Here is a 16,405-nt window from a genome sequence, read left to right as displayed (position 1 = left end):
CGCAGCCGGTACAGGCTCCGGTCGCGGCCCAGCAGCTCCAGCGACTCGAACAACGGCGGACTGACGGATGCGCCGGTGGCAGCCACCCGGATCGGGCCGAACGCCTTTCGCGGCTTAAGCTCCAGATCTTCCAACAACGCGCTCTTCAGCGCTATTTCGATCTTGTCAGCCCGCCATAGCTCGACCTTTTCGAGCGCGATCAGCGTGGCCTCGAGGACCGGGACGGCGTCGGGTTTGAGCTCCTTGGCGGCGGCTCTCTCATCGAGTGCGAACTCCGCGTCGTTGAGGAACTTCAGCAAGTCCCACGCATCGCCGAGCACCACGACGCGGGTCTGCACCAGCCGGGCCGCCTCGGCGAACTGGTTGTCGTCGAGCCCGGTGTCGTATGCGTGGGCGACGAAATAAGCCCGCATGCGTTCGGTGAAGTCGTTCTCGCTCAGCAGCCGGATGTGTTCGGCATTCAGCGCGTCAGCCTTCTTCTGGTCGAACCGGGCCGGATTGGAGTTGACGTCGACGACGTCGAACGCCGTCACCATCTCGTCGAGGCTGAACACGTCGCGGTCGTCGGCGATCGACCAGCCCAGCAGCGCCAGGTAATTCAGTAATCCTTCCGGGATGAACCCTCGGTCGCGGTGCAGGAACAGGTTGGACTGCGGGTCGCGTTTGGACAGCTTCTTGGTGCCCTCGCCGAGCACCGCGGGCAGGTGAGCGAATGCGGGTATGCCATCGGCCACCCCGATGCGAGTCAGCGCCCGATACAGCGCGATCTGACGCGGCGTCGACGGCAGCAGGTCTTCCCCGCGCAACACATGGGTGATCTTCATCAGCGCGTCGTCGACCGGATTGACCAACGTGTACAACGGATCTCCACTGGCACGGGTGAGCGCGAAATCCGGCACGGTGCCCGCCGCGAACGTCGTCTCGCCGCGGACGAGGTCGTTCCAGTTCATGTCTTCGTCGGGCATCCGCAGCCGCACCACCGGCCTTCGGCCCTCTCTGCGGTAGCCGGCGCGCTGTTCGTCGGTCAGGTCGCGGTCGTAGTTGTCGTAGCCGAGCTTCGGGCTTCGTCCCGCGGCCAGGTGGCGTGCCTCCACCTCCTCGGGTGTGGAGAACGCCTCGTACGCCTCCCCCGCGACTAGCAGCCGGGCCACCACGTCGCGGTAGATATCGCGCCGCTCGGACTGCCGGTACGGGCCGTACGGCCCGCCCACCTCAGGACCTTCGTCGTAGTTCAGACCGAGCCAGCTCAGCGCATCCAGCAGGGCGAGATAGCTTTCCTCGCTGTCGCGTTGGGCGTCGGTGTCCTCCAGCCGGAACACGAAGGTTCCGCCGGTGTGACGGGCGTAAGCCCAATTGAACAGCGCTGTGCGGATCAGACCGACATGCGGAGTGCCGGTTGGCGATGGGCAGAACCGGACTCGGACGGTCTTTTCGCTCCTCGCGTGCGCGGCCGTCATGACTTTCCTTTGCGCACAACGGGATTGGTCTGAGTACCGATGCCTTCGACGGTGATGCTCACCGTGTCCCCGGCTTCGATCGGACCGACTCCGTCGGGCGTGCCGGTGAGGATGAGATCACCGGGCAGCAGCGTCATCACCGCCGAGATCCATGCCACGATCGCGCCGACGTCATGCAGCATCAGCGAGGTCCGGCTGTGCTGCTTGATTTCTCCGTTGACTTCGGTGCGGATCTCGAGGTCGGACGGGTCGACATCGGTGACGATCCACGGCCCCACCGGGCAGAACGTGTCGTGACCCTTGGCGCGGGTCCACTGGCCGTCCTTCTTCTGCTGATCGCGCGCCGTCACGTCGTTGGCGATGGTGTACCCCAGGATGTTGTCGGCCGCGCGGGCGGCCGACACGTCCTTGCACGGCCTGCCGATGACGGCGGCCAACTCGCCCTCGTAGTGCACGGGATTGGCGTCCGCCGGCAACTGGATCGGCGTGTTCGGCCCGATGATCGCGGTGTTCGGCTTCATGAAGATCACCGGATCGGCCGGGGGTTCGCCACCCATTTCGGCGGCGTGTGCGGCATAGTTCTTGCCGATGCACAGCACCTTGCTGGCCAGGATGGGGGCCAACAGCCGAACGTCGGCGAGCGGCCACTGTCGCCCGGTGAAGGTGGGGGTGCCGAACGGGTGCTCGGCGATCTCCCGGACGACCGCATCCGGATCATCGGGCGATCCGTCGACGCTGACGAAGGCGACCCCGTCGGGGCTGGCGATTCGGCCGAGGCGCATCAGTTCAGCGTAGTGGGCGGCGATCTGGCTGCCGGGCAGGACTGCGACGATGACCGGATGACCGTCGAGACGATCCGCACGCTGCGGCGCTGGTTGATGCTCGTGATCGGGTTGACCGCGACCATGTGCGCCAACGTGTTCATCAACGGCGTGGCGTTTCTCATCCCGACCCTGCACAGCCAGCGCGGCCTCGACCTGGCCGAGGCCGGACTGCTGTCGTCGATGCCGAGCTTTGGCATGGTCGCGACGCTGATCGCCTGGGGCTATGTCGTGGACCGGGTCGGCGAGCGGATCGTGCTGGCGCTCGGCTCCGCACTGACGGCGGCGGCGGCATTCGGCGCGGCGGCGTCGGCAAGCTCACTCGTCGCCGTCGGAGCGTTCCTACTCCTGGGCGGGATGGCGGCGGCCAGCAGCAACTCGGCCAGCGGCCGATTGGTCGTCGGATGGTTCCCGCCGGAGTCGCGTGGCCTGGCGATGGGCATCCGCCAGACCGCACAGCCGCTGGGAGTTGCATTGGGCGCCTTGGTGATTCCCCGTGTGGCGGAGTCTCAAGGGATAGCCGCGGCACTGTTGTTTCCTGCGATCGTGTGCGCGGTGTCCGCGATCGTCTGCGCGTTCGGCGTGCTGGATCCGCCGCGTCCGCCCCGCGCCGAGGCCGCCGAACAGGAACTTGCCAACCCATATCGGGGATCGGCGGTGCTGTGGCGCATCCACGCCGTGTCGGTGCTGCTGGTCCTTCCCCAGGTGGTGTTGTGGACCTTCACCCTGGTGTGGCTGATGAGTGCGCGCGGTTGGTCGGCGGCGTCGGCGGGCGCGCTGGTGACGGCGGCCCAGGTGCTTGGCGCCGCCGGGCGCATCGCGGCCGGACGATGGTCGGACAAGGTCGGTGCGCGGCTGCGACCCATCCGCTCGATCGCGGTGGCGGCGGCGATTTCGATGGGTCTGCTGGCACTAACCGACCAACTCGACTCGCCGATCAGCATCGCGGTGATGGTCGTCGCGTCGGTGATCACCGTGTCCGACAACGGTTTAGCGTTCACCGCTATCGCCGAAATCGCGGGCCCATTCTGGAGCGGGCGCGCACTGGGAACCCAGAACACCAGCCAGCTGCTGACCGCGGGCGTCGCCCCGCCGGTGTTCGGCGCGCTGATCGGCGTCGCCGGCTATGCGGCGGCATTCGCCGTCTGCGCATTGTTCCCGTTGGCCGCGCTTCGGTTGGTGCCCGTCGACGACGACCCGCTGGGCTAGAGACCCCCGACGATCCGGTCGCCGATCTGCGCGGTGGACAGTTTCGAATCTCCGCGGGTGGCCAGATGCGTCTCGACGGCCTTGTCGACACGCGCCGCCGCATCAACCTCACCGAGATGGGACAGCAACAGCGCGACGGACATGATCGCCGCGGTGGGGTCGGCGATGCCCTGCCCGGCGATATCGGGCGCGCTGCCGTGCACGGGTTCGAACATCGACGGATTGGTCCGTGTCGCATCGATATTGCCGCTGGCGGCCAGCCCGATGCCACCACACACCGCGGCGGCCAGGTCGGTGATGATGTCGCCGAAGAGGTTGTCGGTGACGATCACGTCGAACCGGGTGGGATCGGTGACAATGTGGATCGTGGTGGCGTCAACGTGCTGGTAGGCCACCTCAACATCGGGATACTCGGCCGCCAGCTCCTGCACGGTGCGCCACCACAGTGCGCCGGCATAGGTCAGCACGTTGTTCTTGTGCACCAGGGTCAGCTGTTTGCGCCGCTGCCGAGCGCGCCCGAACGCGTCGTGCACCACCCGTCGTATGCCGAACGCGGTATTCAGGCTGACCTCGGTGGCGACCTCGTTCGGCGTGCCTACCCGAATCGCGCCGCCGGTGCCGGTGTAGGGACCTTCGGTGCCCTCGCGGACCACCACGAAGTCGATGTCTGGGTTTCCGGCCAGCGGGCTGCTGACGCCCGGGTATAGCCGGGCAGGCCGCAAGTTGATGTGGTGGTCCAGTTCGAAGCGGATGCGCAACAGCAGGCCGCGCTCCAGAACGCCACTGGGCACCGACGGGTCCCCGATGGCGCCGAGCAGGATCGCGTCGTGCGCGCGCAGCTCGTCGAGCACCGAATCGGGCAGCACCTCGCCGGTGGCGTGGAATTGCCGCGCCCCCAGGTCGTAGCTGGTCTTCTCGACGCCGGGCAGCACCGCATCGAGCACCTTGACGGCCTCCCCGATCACCTCCGGGCCGACACCGTCACCGGCAATGATCGCCAATCTCACGAGGTCCTCCTTCGTCGGAAGCTTGCCCGTCCACGGTCAGGCGGAGCGTCCCATTGATTGCGGTCGACGCCGGAGGGCATGCAGGTACCGACAGCAACCGGCTCAGCGAGGTAACCGTGGGGTTGTCGGTGCCCGCGGATACGGTGCTGCTTGTGAAGCAGGTGGTGAAGGTCCGCGTACTGCCGACCGGCCTCGAGGCCGCAGCCCTGGAGGCAACACTGTGTGCTTGCAACAGCGCGGCGTCGTGGCTCTCGGCGCGGATGCATGCCGACGGGGTGCACCGTAAGTACGATGCGCAGAAGCACTTCTACACCGAGTTGCGGCGGCGGTTCGGGTTGTCCGCCCAGCCGACGATCCGAGTGATCGGCAAGGTCGCGGACGCCTACACCACGCTGCGCGCGAACGCCGCAGCCGGTAACTACGGTCCGCCCGGATCGCGGCGGCGCACAAAGGTATTGGCGACGCCAATCGTGTTCCGTGACGATGCGGCGCAACCGTTCGATGCACGGTGTTTGTCCTGGCAAATCCCCGAAATGGTCCGCGACAGGAAAACAACGGTATCGATCTGGACCATGCGCGGAAGGTTGCGCAAGATCCGGATCCTCGCCGCCCCGAGGGACCTGGCGCTTCTGCGGACCCGCACGATCGGCGAGTGCGACCTGGTCCACCGGGATGGCAAGTGGTTTCTGTATGGCACGGTTGAAGCGCCCGAAGCGCCACTGACCGACCCTGTCAATGGTTTTGTTGGCGTCGATCTGGGCATCGTCAACATCGCCACTACCAGCGACGGCGATCGCGCCGCCGGCGCGCGGCTCAACCGCTATCGCAAGCGGCAGGCACAGTTGCGTAAGCGGTTGCAGGCCAAGAAAACCAGTTCGGCGCGTAGGTTGCTGCGCAAGCGTCGTCGCAAGGAGCGACGGTTCGCAACCGATGTAAACCACTACATCAGCAAGCGCATAGTGGCTGTGGCTGAACGCACAGGACGCGGAATCGCTGTCGAGCAGTTGGGCGGCATCCGCGACCGGGTACGGCTTCGCAAGCCCCAACGGGCCACCTTGCATTCGTGGGCGTTCGCTCAAATCGGCGGCTTTCTGGCCTACAAGGCCCAAGCTGCCGGGGTGGCGTTCGTTCAGGTCGACCCTGCCCATACCTCGCAAACCTGCAACAGGTGCGGAAGGGTCGACAAACGAAACCGGCGCTCGCAGAGCGTCTTTGAATGTGTGCGGTGTGGCTTCGTTGGGCACGCCGATCACAACGCAGCGAACAACATCGCCCAGCGGGGTGTTGTTCGCTGGGGCGAAGTCATGCGTCCAAACGCAGCGCCCACCCTGACAGCCAGCTAGGGCGGCAGCAGCAAGCCTAACGGCACCCCGGAACGCAAGGTACGAGCAAGAAGCCCGGCCCTTGAGCGACAGGTTCATGACGACAGGTTCACCACTTCGAGCATGTTGGCACCGACGGCCTCGGCGATCGCCGAACGCAGATCTTGCGGCACATCCTGGTCCAGCCGCATCAAGATGGTCGCGCTCGGGCCCTCCGCATCCTCGCTGAGCTGCGCGGCGTGGATGTTGATTCCGTCGGAGCCAAGCAGCGTGCCGATCTTGCCGAGCGTTCCTGGCTTGTCGGCGTAGTTGATGATCAGGTTGATGCCCTCGGCCCGCAGGTCGAAGTTGCGACCGTTGATCTGCACGATCTTCTCGACCAGCTGCGGGCCCGACAACGTGCCGGCCACATTCGCCACCTGGCCGTCGGAGTACACCGCGCGCACGTCGACCACACTGCGGTGGTTCGGGCTCTCGGTGGCGGTGCTGATGCTCGCCTCGACACCGCGCTCGGCGGCCAACGCGGGTGCATTGACGAACGTCACCGGATCCTCGATCACCGAAGAGAACAGCCCGCGCAGCGCCGAAAGTCGCAGCACTGCAACGTCTTCCGATGCCAGCTCACCGCGAACCTGAACCGAGATCGATACCGGCAGCTCCGCCGACAGCACCCCGATCAGCAGCCCGAGCTTGCGCACCAGGTCTAGCCACGGCGCCACCTCCTCGCCGACGACGCCGCCGCCGACATTCACCGCGTCGGGGACGAATTCGCCTGCGAGCGCCAGCTTGACGCTCTCGGCGACATCGGTGCCGGCCCGGTCCTGGGCCTCCGCGGTCGACGCGCCCAGGTGCGGAGTGACGACGACCTGCGGCAGGTCGAACAACGGGCTGTCGGTGGTGGGCTCGCTGGCGAACACGTCGATGCCGGCTGCTCGGACGTGTCCGCTGGAGACCGCCTCGGCGAGCGCCTCCTCGTCGACCAGCCCGCCGCGGGCGGCGTTGACGATGATCACCCCTGGCTTCGTCTTCGCCAGCGCCTCCTTGCCGATCAGCCCGGCCGTCTCGGGCGTTTTCGGCAGATGCACAGAGATGAAGTCGGACCGCGCCAGCAGCTCGTCCAGCGTCAAGAGTTCGATGCCGAGCTGTGCCGCGCGAGCCGCCGACACGTACGGGTCGTAGGCCACCACGTGCGTGCCGAATGCGGCCAGCCGTTGTGCGACCAGTTGCCCGATGCGGCCCAGCCCCACCACACCGACGGTCTTGCCGAAGATCTCGGTGCCGGCGAACGACGAGCGTTTCCAGGTGCGTTCTCGCAACGATGCATCTGCCGGCGCGATCTGCCGTGCCGCGGCCAGCATCAGCGCCAGTGCGTGCTCGGCGGCACTGTGGATGTTCGACGTCGGGGCGTTGACCACCAGCACACCGCGCGCGGTTGCGGCCTCGACATCGACGTTGTCCAGGCCGATGCCGGCCCGGGCGACGATCTTGAGTCTGGGCGCGGCGGCCAGCACCTCGGCGTCCACGGTGGTCGCCGAGCGCACCAGCAGCGCATCGGCCTCGGGCACGGCGGCCAGCAGCTTTTCGCGATCCGGGCCGTCGACCCAGCGGACTTCTACCTGGTCGCCGAGGGCGGCGACGGTCGACTCGGCGAGCTTGTCGGCGATCAGTACCACGGGAAGACTCACCCGATCAGGGTAATGGGCCGTACTTGGGCGGTGGACGTCACCGTCGTCGGCAGTGGGCCCAACGGCCTGGCCGCCGCTGTCATCTGCGCGGGCCGGTCTGTCGGTGCAGGTGTTCGAAGCCCAACCCACGCTCGGCGGCGGGGCGCGCACCCTGGCCACGAGGGATCACAAAGTAACCCAGCCTCGCCCCCTAGCCGCCGAAAGTGAAACCATGGTCGTGATTTCGCTCAGACCACGACCTGGAATGCGTATTTCGGCGCAATGGCCTTACGCCGTCTCTGTGATGGGGCGGTCGACCCAGCTCATCAGGTCGCGCAGCTTTTTGCCGGTCACCTCGATCGGGTGCTGGGCATTCTGCTTGTGCAGGTCCTCGAGCTGCTTGTTGCCGCCCTCCATATTGACGACGCGCCCTCGCCCGCGCGACACTAAAGCAGACGCGACGACACGCCGAGAAGGGCCGCGCTAGTTACCGTTTCGGCGAGAATCTCAAGGAGCCGGCGCCGCCTCGCTGGCCGGCGGGGCCGCCGGCCCGGGCGGAATCTGTGTAAAAGTAGTCCCCGGCAACAAGATCATGCCGCCCTCCCACGGTGGGGGCGGTGCGGGTTGCCTCTCAGCCGCTTCGGCCTGTTCGGCGGGCGGAGCCGTGCACGTATCCCCGCTCCAATCTCCGTCGGTCATCCAGCAGCAAAATTTCACCTGCTCGTGATAATCCTGAAAAGTGAGGCTGCCGCCTTGATATTCCGCCAATGCATTAGCCACACAATTGTCGTAGGCCCCGATGTCCCACTCTCTGGGCGCGGCGCACGCGACGGCGGGATCTCCGAACGCGCTACCGCTAAATGTGGCCGCCCCCGCGAATAGACTGGCGAGCGCGAGGCGGCGAAAGTAGGTAGAGGTACGGGGTGTCATGAGCGCTCCCTGCGTTCGGCGCATGTGGCCTAGACGCAAATCCCCGAACTTGACGGAAGGTCACCACGACTGGTGTTGGATAGGCCTACTATCCGCCTATTAGCTGGCCATGTCCAGCGAATTGACACAGCCGTTCAAAGTACTTGACGGAGCCCGAGCCGGCGCGCGCTAGCAAACGCGTCGTCCGCGCACGCATTCTGCCGGAACAGTTTCGGCGCAGAGCTCAGGTCGTCTCGGTGATCGGGCGGTCGACCCAGCTCATCAGGTCGCGCAGCTTCTTGCCGGTCACCTCGATCGGGTGCGCGGCGTTCTTCTTGCGCAGGTCTTCGAGCTGCTTGTTGCCGCCCTCCATGTTGGCGACCAGTTTCTTGACGAAGCTGCCGTCCTGGATCTCCTTGAGCAGCTGCCGCATCCGGTCCTTGGTGTCCGCATCGATGACTCGCGGGCCGGACAGATAGCCGCCGAACTCGGCGGTGTCGGACACCGAGTAGTTCATCCGCGCGATGCCGCCCTCATACATCAGATCGACAATCAGCTTCAGCTCGTGCAGCACCTCGAAATAGGCCAACTCCGGGGCGTATCCGGCCTCCACCATGACGTCGAAGCCCGTCTTCACGAGTTCCTCGGTGCCGCCGCAGAGCACCGCCTGCTCGCCGAACAGGTCGGTCTCGGTCTCGTCCTTGAACGTGGTCTTGATGACCCCGGCGCGGGTGCCACCGATGCCCTTGGCGTAGGACAGCGCCAGCGCCTGCCCTTCGCCGCGCGGGTCTTGGTCCACGGCGATCAGACAGGGCACGCCCTTGCCATCGACGAACTGGCGGCGCACCAGATGGCCGGGGCCCTTCGGCGCGACCATGCCTACGGTGACGTCGGCCTGCGGCTTGATGAGGTCGAAGTGGATGTTCAGGCCGTGGCCGAAGAACAGCGCGTTGCCGGCTTCCAGATTCGGCTCGATGTCATTGGAGAAAATGCCGGCCTGCGCGGTGTCGGGGGCCAGCAGCGTGATGACGTCGGCCCACTTGGCGACCTCGGCGGGGGTGTCCACGTCGAGGCCCTGCTCGGCGACCTTCGCCCGGGACTTGGAGCCCTCCTTGAGGCCGACCTTCACCTGCACGCCCGAGTCGCGCAGGCTCAGCGAGTGGGCATGACCCTGGCTGCCGTAGCCGATGACGCCGACCTTGCGACCCTGAATGATCGACAGGTCGGCGTCGTCGTCATAGAACATCTCAACTGCCACAGTAATTCTCTTTCTTGTCTTATCTTTTGGGGCCTACTTGACCATGCCGATTCCGCGGGGCCCGCGGGACAGCGACACCACTCCGGACTGCACGAGCTCGCGAATGCCGTACGGTTCCAGCACCCGCAGGAATGCCTCGAGCTTCTCCGGCGTGCCGGTGGCCTCGATGGTCAGCGAATCGGTTGACACGTCAACGACCTTGGCGCGGAACAGGTTCACCGCTTCGATGACCTGGCTGCGGGTGGTGGCGTCGGCGCGCACTTTGATCAGCGACAACTCGCGAGCCACCGAGTTGTCGTCGTCCTGCTCGACGATCTTGATCACGTTGACCAGCTTGTTGAGCTGCTTGGTGATCTGTTCGAGCGGCGACTCCTCGACACTGACCACGATGGTCATCCGGGACATGTCCTTCTGTTCGGTGGCACCGACCGCGAGCGACTGAATGTTGTAGCCGCGCCGGGCGAACAACGCTGCCACCCGGGTGAGTACGCCCGGCTTGTCCTCGACGAGCACCGACAGCGTATGCGTCGGGACGGTGCTCACGCGTGTCCCTCCTCGGGATCGTCGAACAGCGGACGGATGCCGCGAGCCGCCTGGATCTCGTCATTGCTGGTGCCGGCGGCCACCATCGGCCACACCTGGGCGTCGGCGCCCACGACGAAGTCGATCACCACCGGCCGGTCGTTGATCGCGCGTGCCTGGTTGATCACGTCAACGACGTCCTCCTCGCGCTCGCAACGCAATCCGACGCAGCCCAGCGCCTCGGCCAGCTTGACGAAATCCGGGATGCGATGCGAATGCGTGGCCAGATCGGTCTGGCTGTACCGCTCTCCGTAGAACAGCATCTGCCACTGCCGCACCATGCCCAGGTTGCCGTTGTTGATGATGGCGACCTTGATCGGCGCGCCCTCGACGGCGCAGGTGGCCAGTTCCTGGTTGGTCATCTGGAAGCAGCCGTCACCGTCGATCGCCCACACCTCGGCGTCGGGCCGGGCGAACTTGGCGCCCATCGCCGCGGGAATGGCGAAGCCCATGGTGCCGAGGCCCCCGGAGTTGATCCATGTCCGCGGGTTCTCGTAGGAGATGAACTGCGCGGCCCACATCTGGTGCTGGCCTACACCCGCCACGTAGACGGCGTCCGAGCCGGCGATCTTGCCCAGCGATTCGATCACATACTCCGGCGACAGGCTGCCGTCGCTCTGCGGCCCATAGCTCAGCGGATACGTCGACTGCACACCGCGCAGGTACTCCCACCAGTTGTCGATCTTGACCGTGTCGGCCATCGTGCCGTCACGGCGCAGTGCCTCGGTCAGGTCGGCGATCACGGCCTTGATGTCACCGACGATCGGGACGTCGGCGTGGCGGTTCTTGCCGATCTCCGCCGGGTCGATGTCGGCGTGGATGACCTTCGCCTCGGGCGCGAACGAGTCCAGCTTGCCGGTCACCCGGTCGTCGAACCGGGTGCCCAGCGCGATCAGCAGATCGCTGCGCTGCAGCGCGGCCACCGCGGCGACCGTGCCGTGCATGCCCGGCATGCCCAGATTCTGTGGGTGGCTGTCGGGGAAGGCGCCGCGAGCCATCAGCGTGGTGATCACCGGGATGCCGGTCAGCTCGGCGAGGTCGCGCAGCAGGTCGGTGGCACTGCCGCGAATGACACCGCCGCCGACGTAGAGCACCGGTTTGCGGGCGGCCGCGATCAGCTTGGCGGCCTCGCGGACCTGGCGGTTGTGTGGCTTGGTGTTCGGCTTGTAGCCCGGCAGTTCGAACCGCGGCGGCCAACTGAACGTGCACTGTCCCTGCAGCACGTCCTTCGGAAGGTCGACGAGCACCGGCCCCGGGCGACCGGACGCGGCGATGTGGAACGCCTCGGCCATCACGCGAGGGATGTCGTTGCCGTCGCGGACCAGGAAGTTGTGCTTGGTGATCGGCATCGTGATGCCCGAGATATCGGCTTCCTGGAAGGCGTCCGTGCCGATCAGCGCGCGACCGACCTGTCCGGTGATCGCCACCACCGGCACCGAATCCATATGGGCGTCGGCGAGCGGAGTGACCAGGTTGGTGGCGCCGGGTCCCGACGTCGCCATGCACACACCGACCTTGCCGGTGGCGTGCGCGTATCCACTGGCCGCATGTCCCGCGCCCTGCTCGTGGCGGACCAGAACGTGCCGGAGCTTCTGCGAGTCGAAGAGTGGGTCATAGACCGGCAACACGGCGCCGCCGGGGATGCCGAAGATCACGTCGACCTCGAGTTCCTCCAGCGACCGGATGACCGACTGCGCTCCGGTGAGTTGTTGCGGGGCAATCTTTTTGGGCTGATGTGGACCGGCCTTCGCTGCGGGTTTCGCAACGCTGGGCGCGGCCTCGTCCCCGTTCGGCGGGGTCGCCGACCGATCCGGGGGCCGTGTGGTGGGTGCGCTCACGGTGTCCTCATTTATCTGGGTATGTCTGGTTGTTTCTCTGAGATCTCAAATCGGTGCTGGGGCAAGAAAAAACCCCCGTCAGCTCCAGCAGCTGTACGAGGGTTGCGCGTTGATACTGGTGGCTACGCCCGGCATGGGGCTAGCGCGGTATCAACGCGCAACCCAATTACTACGAGCAATCCCAGGTTCTGCACAACTGTGACCGTAGTCTCCGCACTGGTCAGCCGTCAAATTCGCTCCGCGCCACAGAGCGCGGGGTCCAGCCGTTCTAGCGCAGTGGGACGATGGCGGTGTGCGCACCCCACCGCCTTCGGCGCCGCCCGAACCGGTCGTGATCCGGATATCCCCGATGGCGCATTTCGCGGTCGGCTTCCTCGCGCTGGGCCTGCTGGCACTGGTGCTGAGCTGGCCGGCATGGGCGGCGCCGCTGCTGGTCATTCCGGTGATCCTGTCGGCGTACATCATTCGGCTGCGCACGGTCGCCGACCGGGACACCGTGACAGCCCGCACGCTGTTGGACAGCCAGACCGTCGGGTGGGGCGACATCGACGGACTTCGCTTCGGCAAGGCTTCGTGGGCGCGGGCGCGGCTCAAGGACGGTAGCGAGCTGCTGCTTCCCGCGGTGACGTTCGCGACGCTGCCGCTACTGACCGAGGCCAGCGCGGGCCGGGTGCCCAACCCGTACGGCTGAGCGGCTACGCCAGCGGGTTGGCTGGGCCGTTACGCCAAGGGATTGGCGCCGTTGAGCAGTACCCACAGCGCGATGCCGCCGCCGATGCCCAGGAGCAGGGCGGCGAACGAGCCGACGAACGGGCGGCGTGCCCAGCCGCGGCCGGCGTCGAACCCGTACCTGCCCGGACCGATCAGAATGATCGCCACCACCGCGGCGATCAGGATGAGTTTGTACTCGTGGCCGTCGGTGAGGAAGTCGGAGAGCCTGGCCTGGTCGTGCGCCGCGGTGGCCTCTACCAGCACGCCATTGATCAGGTAGGCCAGCGCGCCGGCGGCCGCCAGCGGGGTGAACAGCCCGAGGATCAACAGCACACCGGCGAGAATCTGGCCGCCGGTGGCGATATAGGTCAGCATGTCGGCGTACTTGAAGCCCATTTCTCGCAGTGAAGCCTCGAAGCCGTCCAGGCCGGGACCACCCCACCAGCCGAATGCCTTCTGCAGGCCGTGTGCGATCAGCAACGCCCCCACCGCCCAGCGCAACAGCAGCAGCCCGAGGTCCTGGGTGCCGCGCCGATCGTCGGCCCGGGGCCGATCGTCGAAACCGGGACCGATATCGGCCGGTTGCGCGTAGGTCGATATGGATTGGCTGTCGCCGGGCTGCTCGTACGGCAACGGTTCGGGATCGCCGATCAGGCCGAACCCGGGCTGGGGGCCCGACTTGTAGCCAGGGATGGCGGTGGTTTCGAAGTCACCGGCGTAGTTCGATGACGGCAGATCGTCCTCGGGGTCGACCAGGCTTGCCGACGCGGGCCGGCCCAGGTCGTCAGGCGGCCGCCAACCGCGCGGGTCATGGGGATTACTGGTCACGCGCCCAGCGTAAGTGCACCCGCGCCCCGAATCGAGCATTGGCGCGGTGCTTTTGCGCCAGTATTCGCCTCCGAGCAGGCGCCGGCTGGAAATACGGACGTGGCGCGAAATGCCGGACAATCCGTAACCTGGCGTGCATGAGACTGCGCGGGCCATTGCGGGGAGTCCTCGCCCTGTCGTGCGCGGCGTTGCTGGTGGTGTCCGGATGCGCGCGTTTCGACGATGCCCAGTCGCAGCCGTTCACCACCAACCCGGAGCTGCGGCCGGAGCCCCCGTCGTCGCCCCCGCCACCCCCGCCGCTGCCGCCCAAGCCGTTCCCGAAGCAGTGCCCGGCGCCCGGGGTCATGCAGGGCTGCCTGGAAAGCACCAGCGGCCTGATCATGCTTCCCGACAGCCAGTCGGCGCTGGTCGCCGAGCGGACCACCGGCGCGGTCAAGGAGGTGTCGGTCCGCGCCGAACCCAAGGTCAAGACGGTAATTCCGGCCGACGGGTCGGGTGACGGCGGGTTGATGGACATCGTGTTGTCGCCGACCTATTCCCAGGATCGGCTGATGTACGCCTACGTCAGCACCCCGACCGACAACCGGGTGATCCGCATCGCCGACGGCGACATCCCGAAGCCGATCCTGACCGGTATCCCCAAGGGCGCCACCGGCAACATGGGCGCCCTCATCTTCACCAGCCCCACCACGTTGGTCGTGCTCACCGGCGACGCCGGTAACCCCGCCCAGGCCGCCGACCCGGGTTCGCTGGCCGGCAAGGTGCTGCGGATCGAACAGCCCACGACCGTCGATCAGGCGCCGCACACCACGGCCCTGACCGGGATGGGAGCCGGCGGGGGCCTATGCGTTGACCCCGCGGACGACTCGTTGTACATCACCGACCGCACCCCGACCGCCGACCGCCTGCAGCGCATCACCAAGGACTCGAAGGTGTCCACGGTGTGGACCTGGCCGGACCGTCCGGGCGTGGCCGGCTGTGCCGCGCTGGATGGCACGGTGCTGGTCAACCTGATCGAACCGAAGCAGACGGTGGCCGTTCGGCTGGCGCCGGACACCGGAGCGGTGACCGGGGAGCCCGAAGTGGTCCGTCAGGACGTACGCGGGCACGCGTGGGCGCTGCAGATGTCGCCGGACGGCAACGTGTGGGGTGCGACGGTGAACAAGACCTCCGGCGACGCCGAGAAACTCGATGACGTCGTCTTCCCGGTGTTCCCGTCGGGCGGCGGATTCCCGCGCAGCCCCGCCGACAACACCTAAGAAGGTGGCAGCTAGGGCGAACCGAAGTACTGGATCCGGGTGATCCCGGTTGGCACGCTACCGATTTCGCTGAAGATGACGCCTCGACCCGATGGCGTGTGAACTGACGCGCTCACCGTATCGCCCGAGGCGATCGACTTGGTCCAGCGGCCGCCGCGTAATCGGTCGACGAGCTCGCCGGCCGTGGCCCCGGTGGCTTCGCCGAGGCCGATGACGGCGTCGTTGCTCAACGCGCGCCGTGCTGCCAGCTGGTCGCCGGCGACGGCCGCGTCGAGAAACGCCTCGACACAGCGCTTCTCGCGCTTGTCCGCCCGGCGGAAGCCGGAGAGGAATCCGGCTGCGCCGCTCAGTCGCTGATTGCGTAGCAGTCCCGCGGCCAGCCGTATGGAAGCCGGTATCGACTTCGTGCCTTGCCGCAGCATCTGGACGATCATCACCGGCAACTCCCAATGCGCGCGGAGCCGCTCGATCGCCCACCCGCCGTCGGACGCCCGCAGGTCGTAGCGCAGATGAGCCGGCACGTTCAACGTGCACCCCGCGGCCATGACCACTTCAAGCAATACATCGCGCACCACGGTGGTGCCGGCCACCACGTCCAGGTCCGGGTGAAAGATGATCTGTCGCGGTGAAATGAAGGTGTCGTAGAACCGACCGATCTGCGTGTGCCCCACGTGGGGGCGGGAACCGTACGGGTCCTCGACGCGCCCGTCCGCGGTGAAGAGGCCGACCCAGCCTGCACGGTCGTGCGCGCCGGTTGCCTCCGCTGACCGCTGCGCCGCCGTCAACACCTCTGCGCTTGTGGACGACATCTAGCTGCAGGCCGCCAACACCAGCTCGCGCACCCGGGCGGCGTCGGCCTGGCCCTTCGTCGCCTTCATGACCGCGCCCACGATCGCGCCGGCCGCCTGCACCTTGCCGCCGCGGATCTTTTCTGCGACATCGGGATTGGCCGCCAGCGCCTCGTCGACCGCGGCCTGAATCAGCGAGTCGTCGCGGACCACCTCCAGCCCGCGCGCCTTGATCACCTGGTCGGGTTCGCCCTCGCCGGCCAGCACGCCCTCGACGACCTGGCGGGCCAGCTTGTTGGACAGCTTGCCCTCGTCAACCAGGGAGATGACCGCGGCCACCTGCGCGGGCGTGATCGCCAGCGCATCGAGGTCCACCTCGGCCTCATTCGCCTTCTGCACCAAGAAGTTTCCCCACCAGGCCCGCGCCGCCTCGCTGGACGCGCCGTGCTCGACGGTGGCCGCCACCAATTCCACCGCGCCGGCGTTCACCAGGTCGCGCATGACCTCGTCGGAAATCCCCCAGTCCTGCTGAATGCGCTGACGGATCAACCACGGCAGCTCGGGGATGGTGTGCCGCAGCTTCTCCACGAACTCGGCTTCCGGCGCGACCGGTTCCAGATCGGGTTCGGGGAAGTAGCGGTAGTCCTGCGCGGTCTCCTTGCTGCGGCCCGGCGATGTGTAGCCATCCTCGTGGAAGTGCCTGGTCTCCTGATGGACCGGGTGGCCCGAGTCCAGAACCGCTGCCTGACGGC

14 protein-coding genes and 2 pseudogenes are annotated in these 16,405 nt (G+C 66.9%); 5 read left to right on the top strand and 11 right to left on the bottom strand.

The features are described 5' to 3' along the window. Both gltX and ACRDU5_RS01600 read right to left on the bottom strand, forming a co-directional pair. Positions 1-1,457 (bottom strand): glutamate--tRNA ligase (gene gltX, locus ACRDU5_RS01605; RefSeq protein ID WP_526612468.1); only part of this gene is annotated, 1,457 nt, incomplete at its 3' end. Continuing rightward, positions 1,454-2,239, bottom strand: a complete 786-nt coding sequence (locus ACRDU5_RS01600) for a fumarylacetoacetate hydrolase family protein (protein WP_526612467.1) — start codon at positions 2,237-2,239, stop codon at positions 1,454-1,456. The genes ACRDU5_RS01600 and gltX, both read right to left, overlap by 4 nt. A gap of 57 nt (positions 2,240-2,296) precedes the next feature. Here ACRDU5_RS01600 and ACRDU5_RS01595 point away from each other — a divergent pair, with 57 nt between their 5' ends. After that, a complete protein-coding gene (locus ACRDU5_RS01595; RefSeq protein ID WP_526612466.1) occupies positions 2,297-3,487 on the top strand; it encodes an MFS transporter in 1,191 nt (396 codons plus the stop codon). Here ACRDU5_RS01595 and ACRDU5_RS01590 read toward each other — a convergent pair. Next, a complete protein-coding gene (locus ACRDU5_RS01590) occupies positions 3,484-4,494 on the bottom strand; it encodes a 3-isopropylmalate dehydrogenase (RefSeq protein WP_526612465.1) in 1,011 nt (336 codons plus the stop codon). The two genes, ACRDU5_RS01595 and ACRDU5_RS01590, sit on opposite strands and share 4 nt — an antisense overlap. 53 nt (positions 4,495-4,547) lie before the next feature. On the opposite strand from ACRDU5_RS01590, the gene ACRDU5_RS01585 reads away from it, so the two are divergent. Continuing rightward, on the top strand, positions 4,548-5,837 hold the full coding sequence (locus ACRDU5_RS01585; RefSeq protein ID WP_526612464.1) for a transposase: 1,290 nt from the start codon (positions 4,548-4,550) through the stop codon (positions 5,835-5,837). 74 nt (positions 5,838-5,911) lie between these two features. Here ACRDU5_RS01585 and serA read toward each other — a convergent pair whose 3' ends face one another. Continuing rightward, positions 5,912-7,501 carry a phosphoglycerate dehydrogenase gene (gene serA, locus ACRDU5_RS01580; RefSeq protein WP_526612463.1) on the bottom strand — a complete coding sequence of 530 codons (1,590 nt, stop codon included), beginning with the start codon at positions 7,499-7,501 and terminating at the stop codon, positions 5,912-5,914. A 30-nt stretch (positions 7,502-7,531) separates the two neighbouring features. Here serA and ACRDU5_RS01575 point away from each other — a divergent pair. After that, a pseudogene (locus ACRDU5_RS01575) lies at positions 7,532-7,658 on the top strand (NAD(P)-binding protein); the annotation flags it as partial. Between the two features lie 110 nt (positions 7,659-7,768). On the opposite strand, the pseudogene ACRDU5_RS01570 reads toward ACRDU5_RS01575, so the two are convergent. From ACRDU5_RS01570 to ACRDU5_RS01555, 4 genes and pseudogenes are all read right to left on the bottom strand, one after another. Next, positions 7,769-7,906: pseudogene (locus ACRDU5_RS01570) on the bottom strand (ketol-acid reductoisomerase); the annotation flags it as partial. A 727-nt stretch (positions 7,907-8,633) separates the two neighbouring features. Next, positions 8,634-9,647, bottom strand: coding sequence for a ketol-acid reductoisomerase (gene ilvC, locus ACRDU5_RS01565; RefSeq protein ID WP_526612462.1), 1,014 nt, complete (start codon positions 9,645-9,647; stop codon positions 8,634-8,636). A gap of 33 nt (positions 9,648-9,680) precedes the next feature. Further along, positions 9,681-10,190 carry an acetolactate synthase small subunit gene (gene ilvN, locus ACRDU5_RS01560; protein ID WP_526612461.1) on the bottom strand — a complete coding sequence of 170 codons (510 nt, stop codon included), beginning with the start codon at positions 10,188-10,190 and terminating at the stop codon, positions 9,681-9,683. Next, positions 10,187-12,067, bottom strand: a complete 1,881-nt coding sequence (locus ACRDU5_RS01555) for an acetolactate synthase large subunit (protein WP_526612460.1) — start codon at positions 12,065-12,067, stop codon at positions 10,187-10,189. Before ACRDU5_RS01555 ends, ilvN begins: the two co-directional genes overlap by 4 nt. A 349-nt stretch (positions 12,068-12,416) precedes the next feature. On the opposite strand from ACRDU5_RS01555, the gene ACRDU5_RS01550 reads away from it, so the two are divergent. Continuing rightward, positions 12,417-12,758, top strand: coding sequence for a PH domain-containing protein (locus ACRDU5_RS01550; protein ID WP_526612469.1), 342 nt, complete (start codon positions 12,417-12,419; stop codon positions 12,756-12,758). Between the two features lie 29 nt (positions 12,759-12,787). On the opposite strand, the gene ACRDU5_RS01545 is transcribed toward ACRDU5_RS01550, so the two are convergent. After that, positions 12,788-13,606, bottom strand: a complete 819-nt coding sequence (locus ACRDU5_RS01545) for a DoxX family protein (protein WP_526612459.1) — start codon at positions 13,604-13,606, stop codon at positions 12,788-12,790. Between the two features lie 137 nt (positions 13,607-13,743). Between ACRDU5_RS01545 and ACRDU5_RS01540 the strand changes: the two genes are divergently transcribed. Beyond that, positions 13,744-14,865 carry a PQQ-dependent sugar dehydrogenase gene (locus ACRDU5_RS01540; RefSeq protein ID WP_526612458.1) on the top strand — a complete coding sequence of 374 codons (1,122 nt, stop codon included), beginning with the start codon at positions 13,744-13,746 and terminating at the stop codon, positions 14,863-14,865. A gap of 11 nt (positions 14,866-14,876) precedes the next feature. Here the strand turns inward: ACRDU5_RS01540 and ACRDU5_RS01535 are convergent, their stop codons facing one another. Beyond that, complete coding sequence (locus tag ACRDU5_RS01535; RefSeq protein ID WP_526612457.1) at positions 14,877-15,674, bottom strand: nuclear transport factor 2 family protein; 798 nt, start codon at positions 15,672-15,674, stop codon at positions 14,877-14,879. Next, the coding region (locus ACRDU5_RS01530; protein ID WP_526612456.1) for an Asp-tRNA(Asn)/Glu-tRNA(Gln) amidotransferase subunit GatB at positions 15,675-16,405 on the bottom strand (731 nt) is incomplete at its 5' end. It abuts the gene before it with no gap.

It is taken from the genome of Mycobacterium sp. (genome assembly GCF_050701515.1).
In the GTDB taxonomy this organism is placed as follows: domain Bacteria; phylum Actinomycetota; class Actinomycetes; order Mycobacteriales; family Mycobacteriaceae; genus Mycobacterium.
The sequence above is the reverse complement of the archived record's forward strand: the minus strand, read 5'-3'. Positions and strand labels throughout refer to the sequence as shown.

Bases quoted from the DNA above. Each gene is read 5' to 3' on its own strand.
- ACRDU5_RS01550 (WP_526612469.1), top strand. From the start codon at position 12,417: ATGGCGCATTTCGCGGTCGGCTTCCTCGCGCTGGGCCTGCTGGCACTG.
- ACRDU5_RS01595 (WP_526612466.1), top strand. From the start codon at position 2,297: ATGACCGTCGAGACGATCCGCACGCTGCGGCGCTGGTTGATGCTCGTG.
- ACRDU5_RS01600 (WP_526612467.1), bottom strand. From the start codon at position 2,239: ATGCGCCTCGGCCGAATCGCCAGCCCCGACGGGGTCGCCTTCGTCAGC.
- ACRDU5_RS01540 (WP_526612458.1), top strand. From the start codon at position 13,744: ATGAGACTGCGCGGGCCATTGCGGGGAGTCCTCGCCCTGTCGTGCGCG.
- ACRDU5_RS01535 (WP_526612457.1), bottom strand. From the start codon at position 15,674: ATGTCGTCCACAAGCGCAGAGGTGTTGACGGCGGCGCAGCGGTCAGCG.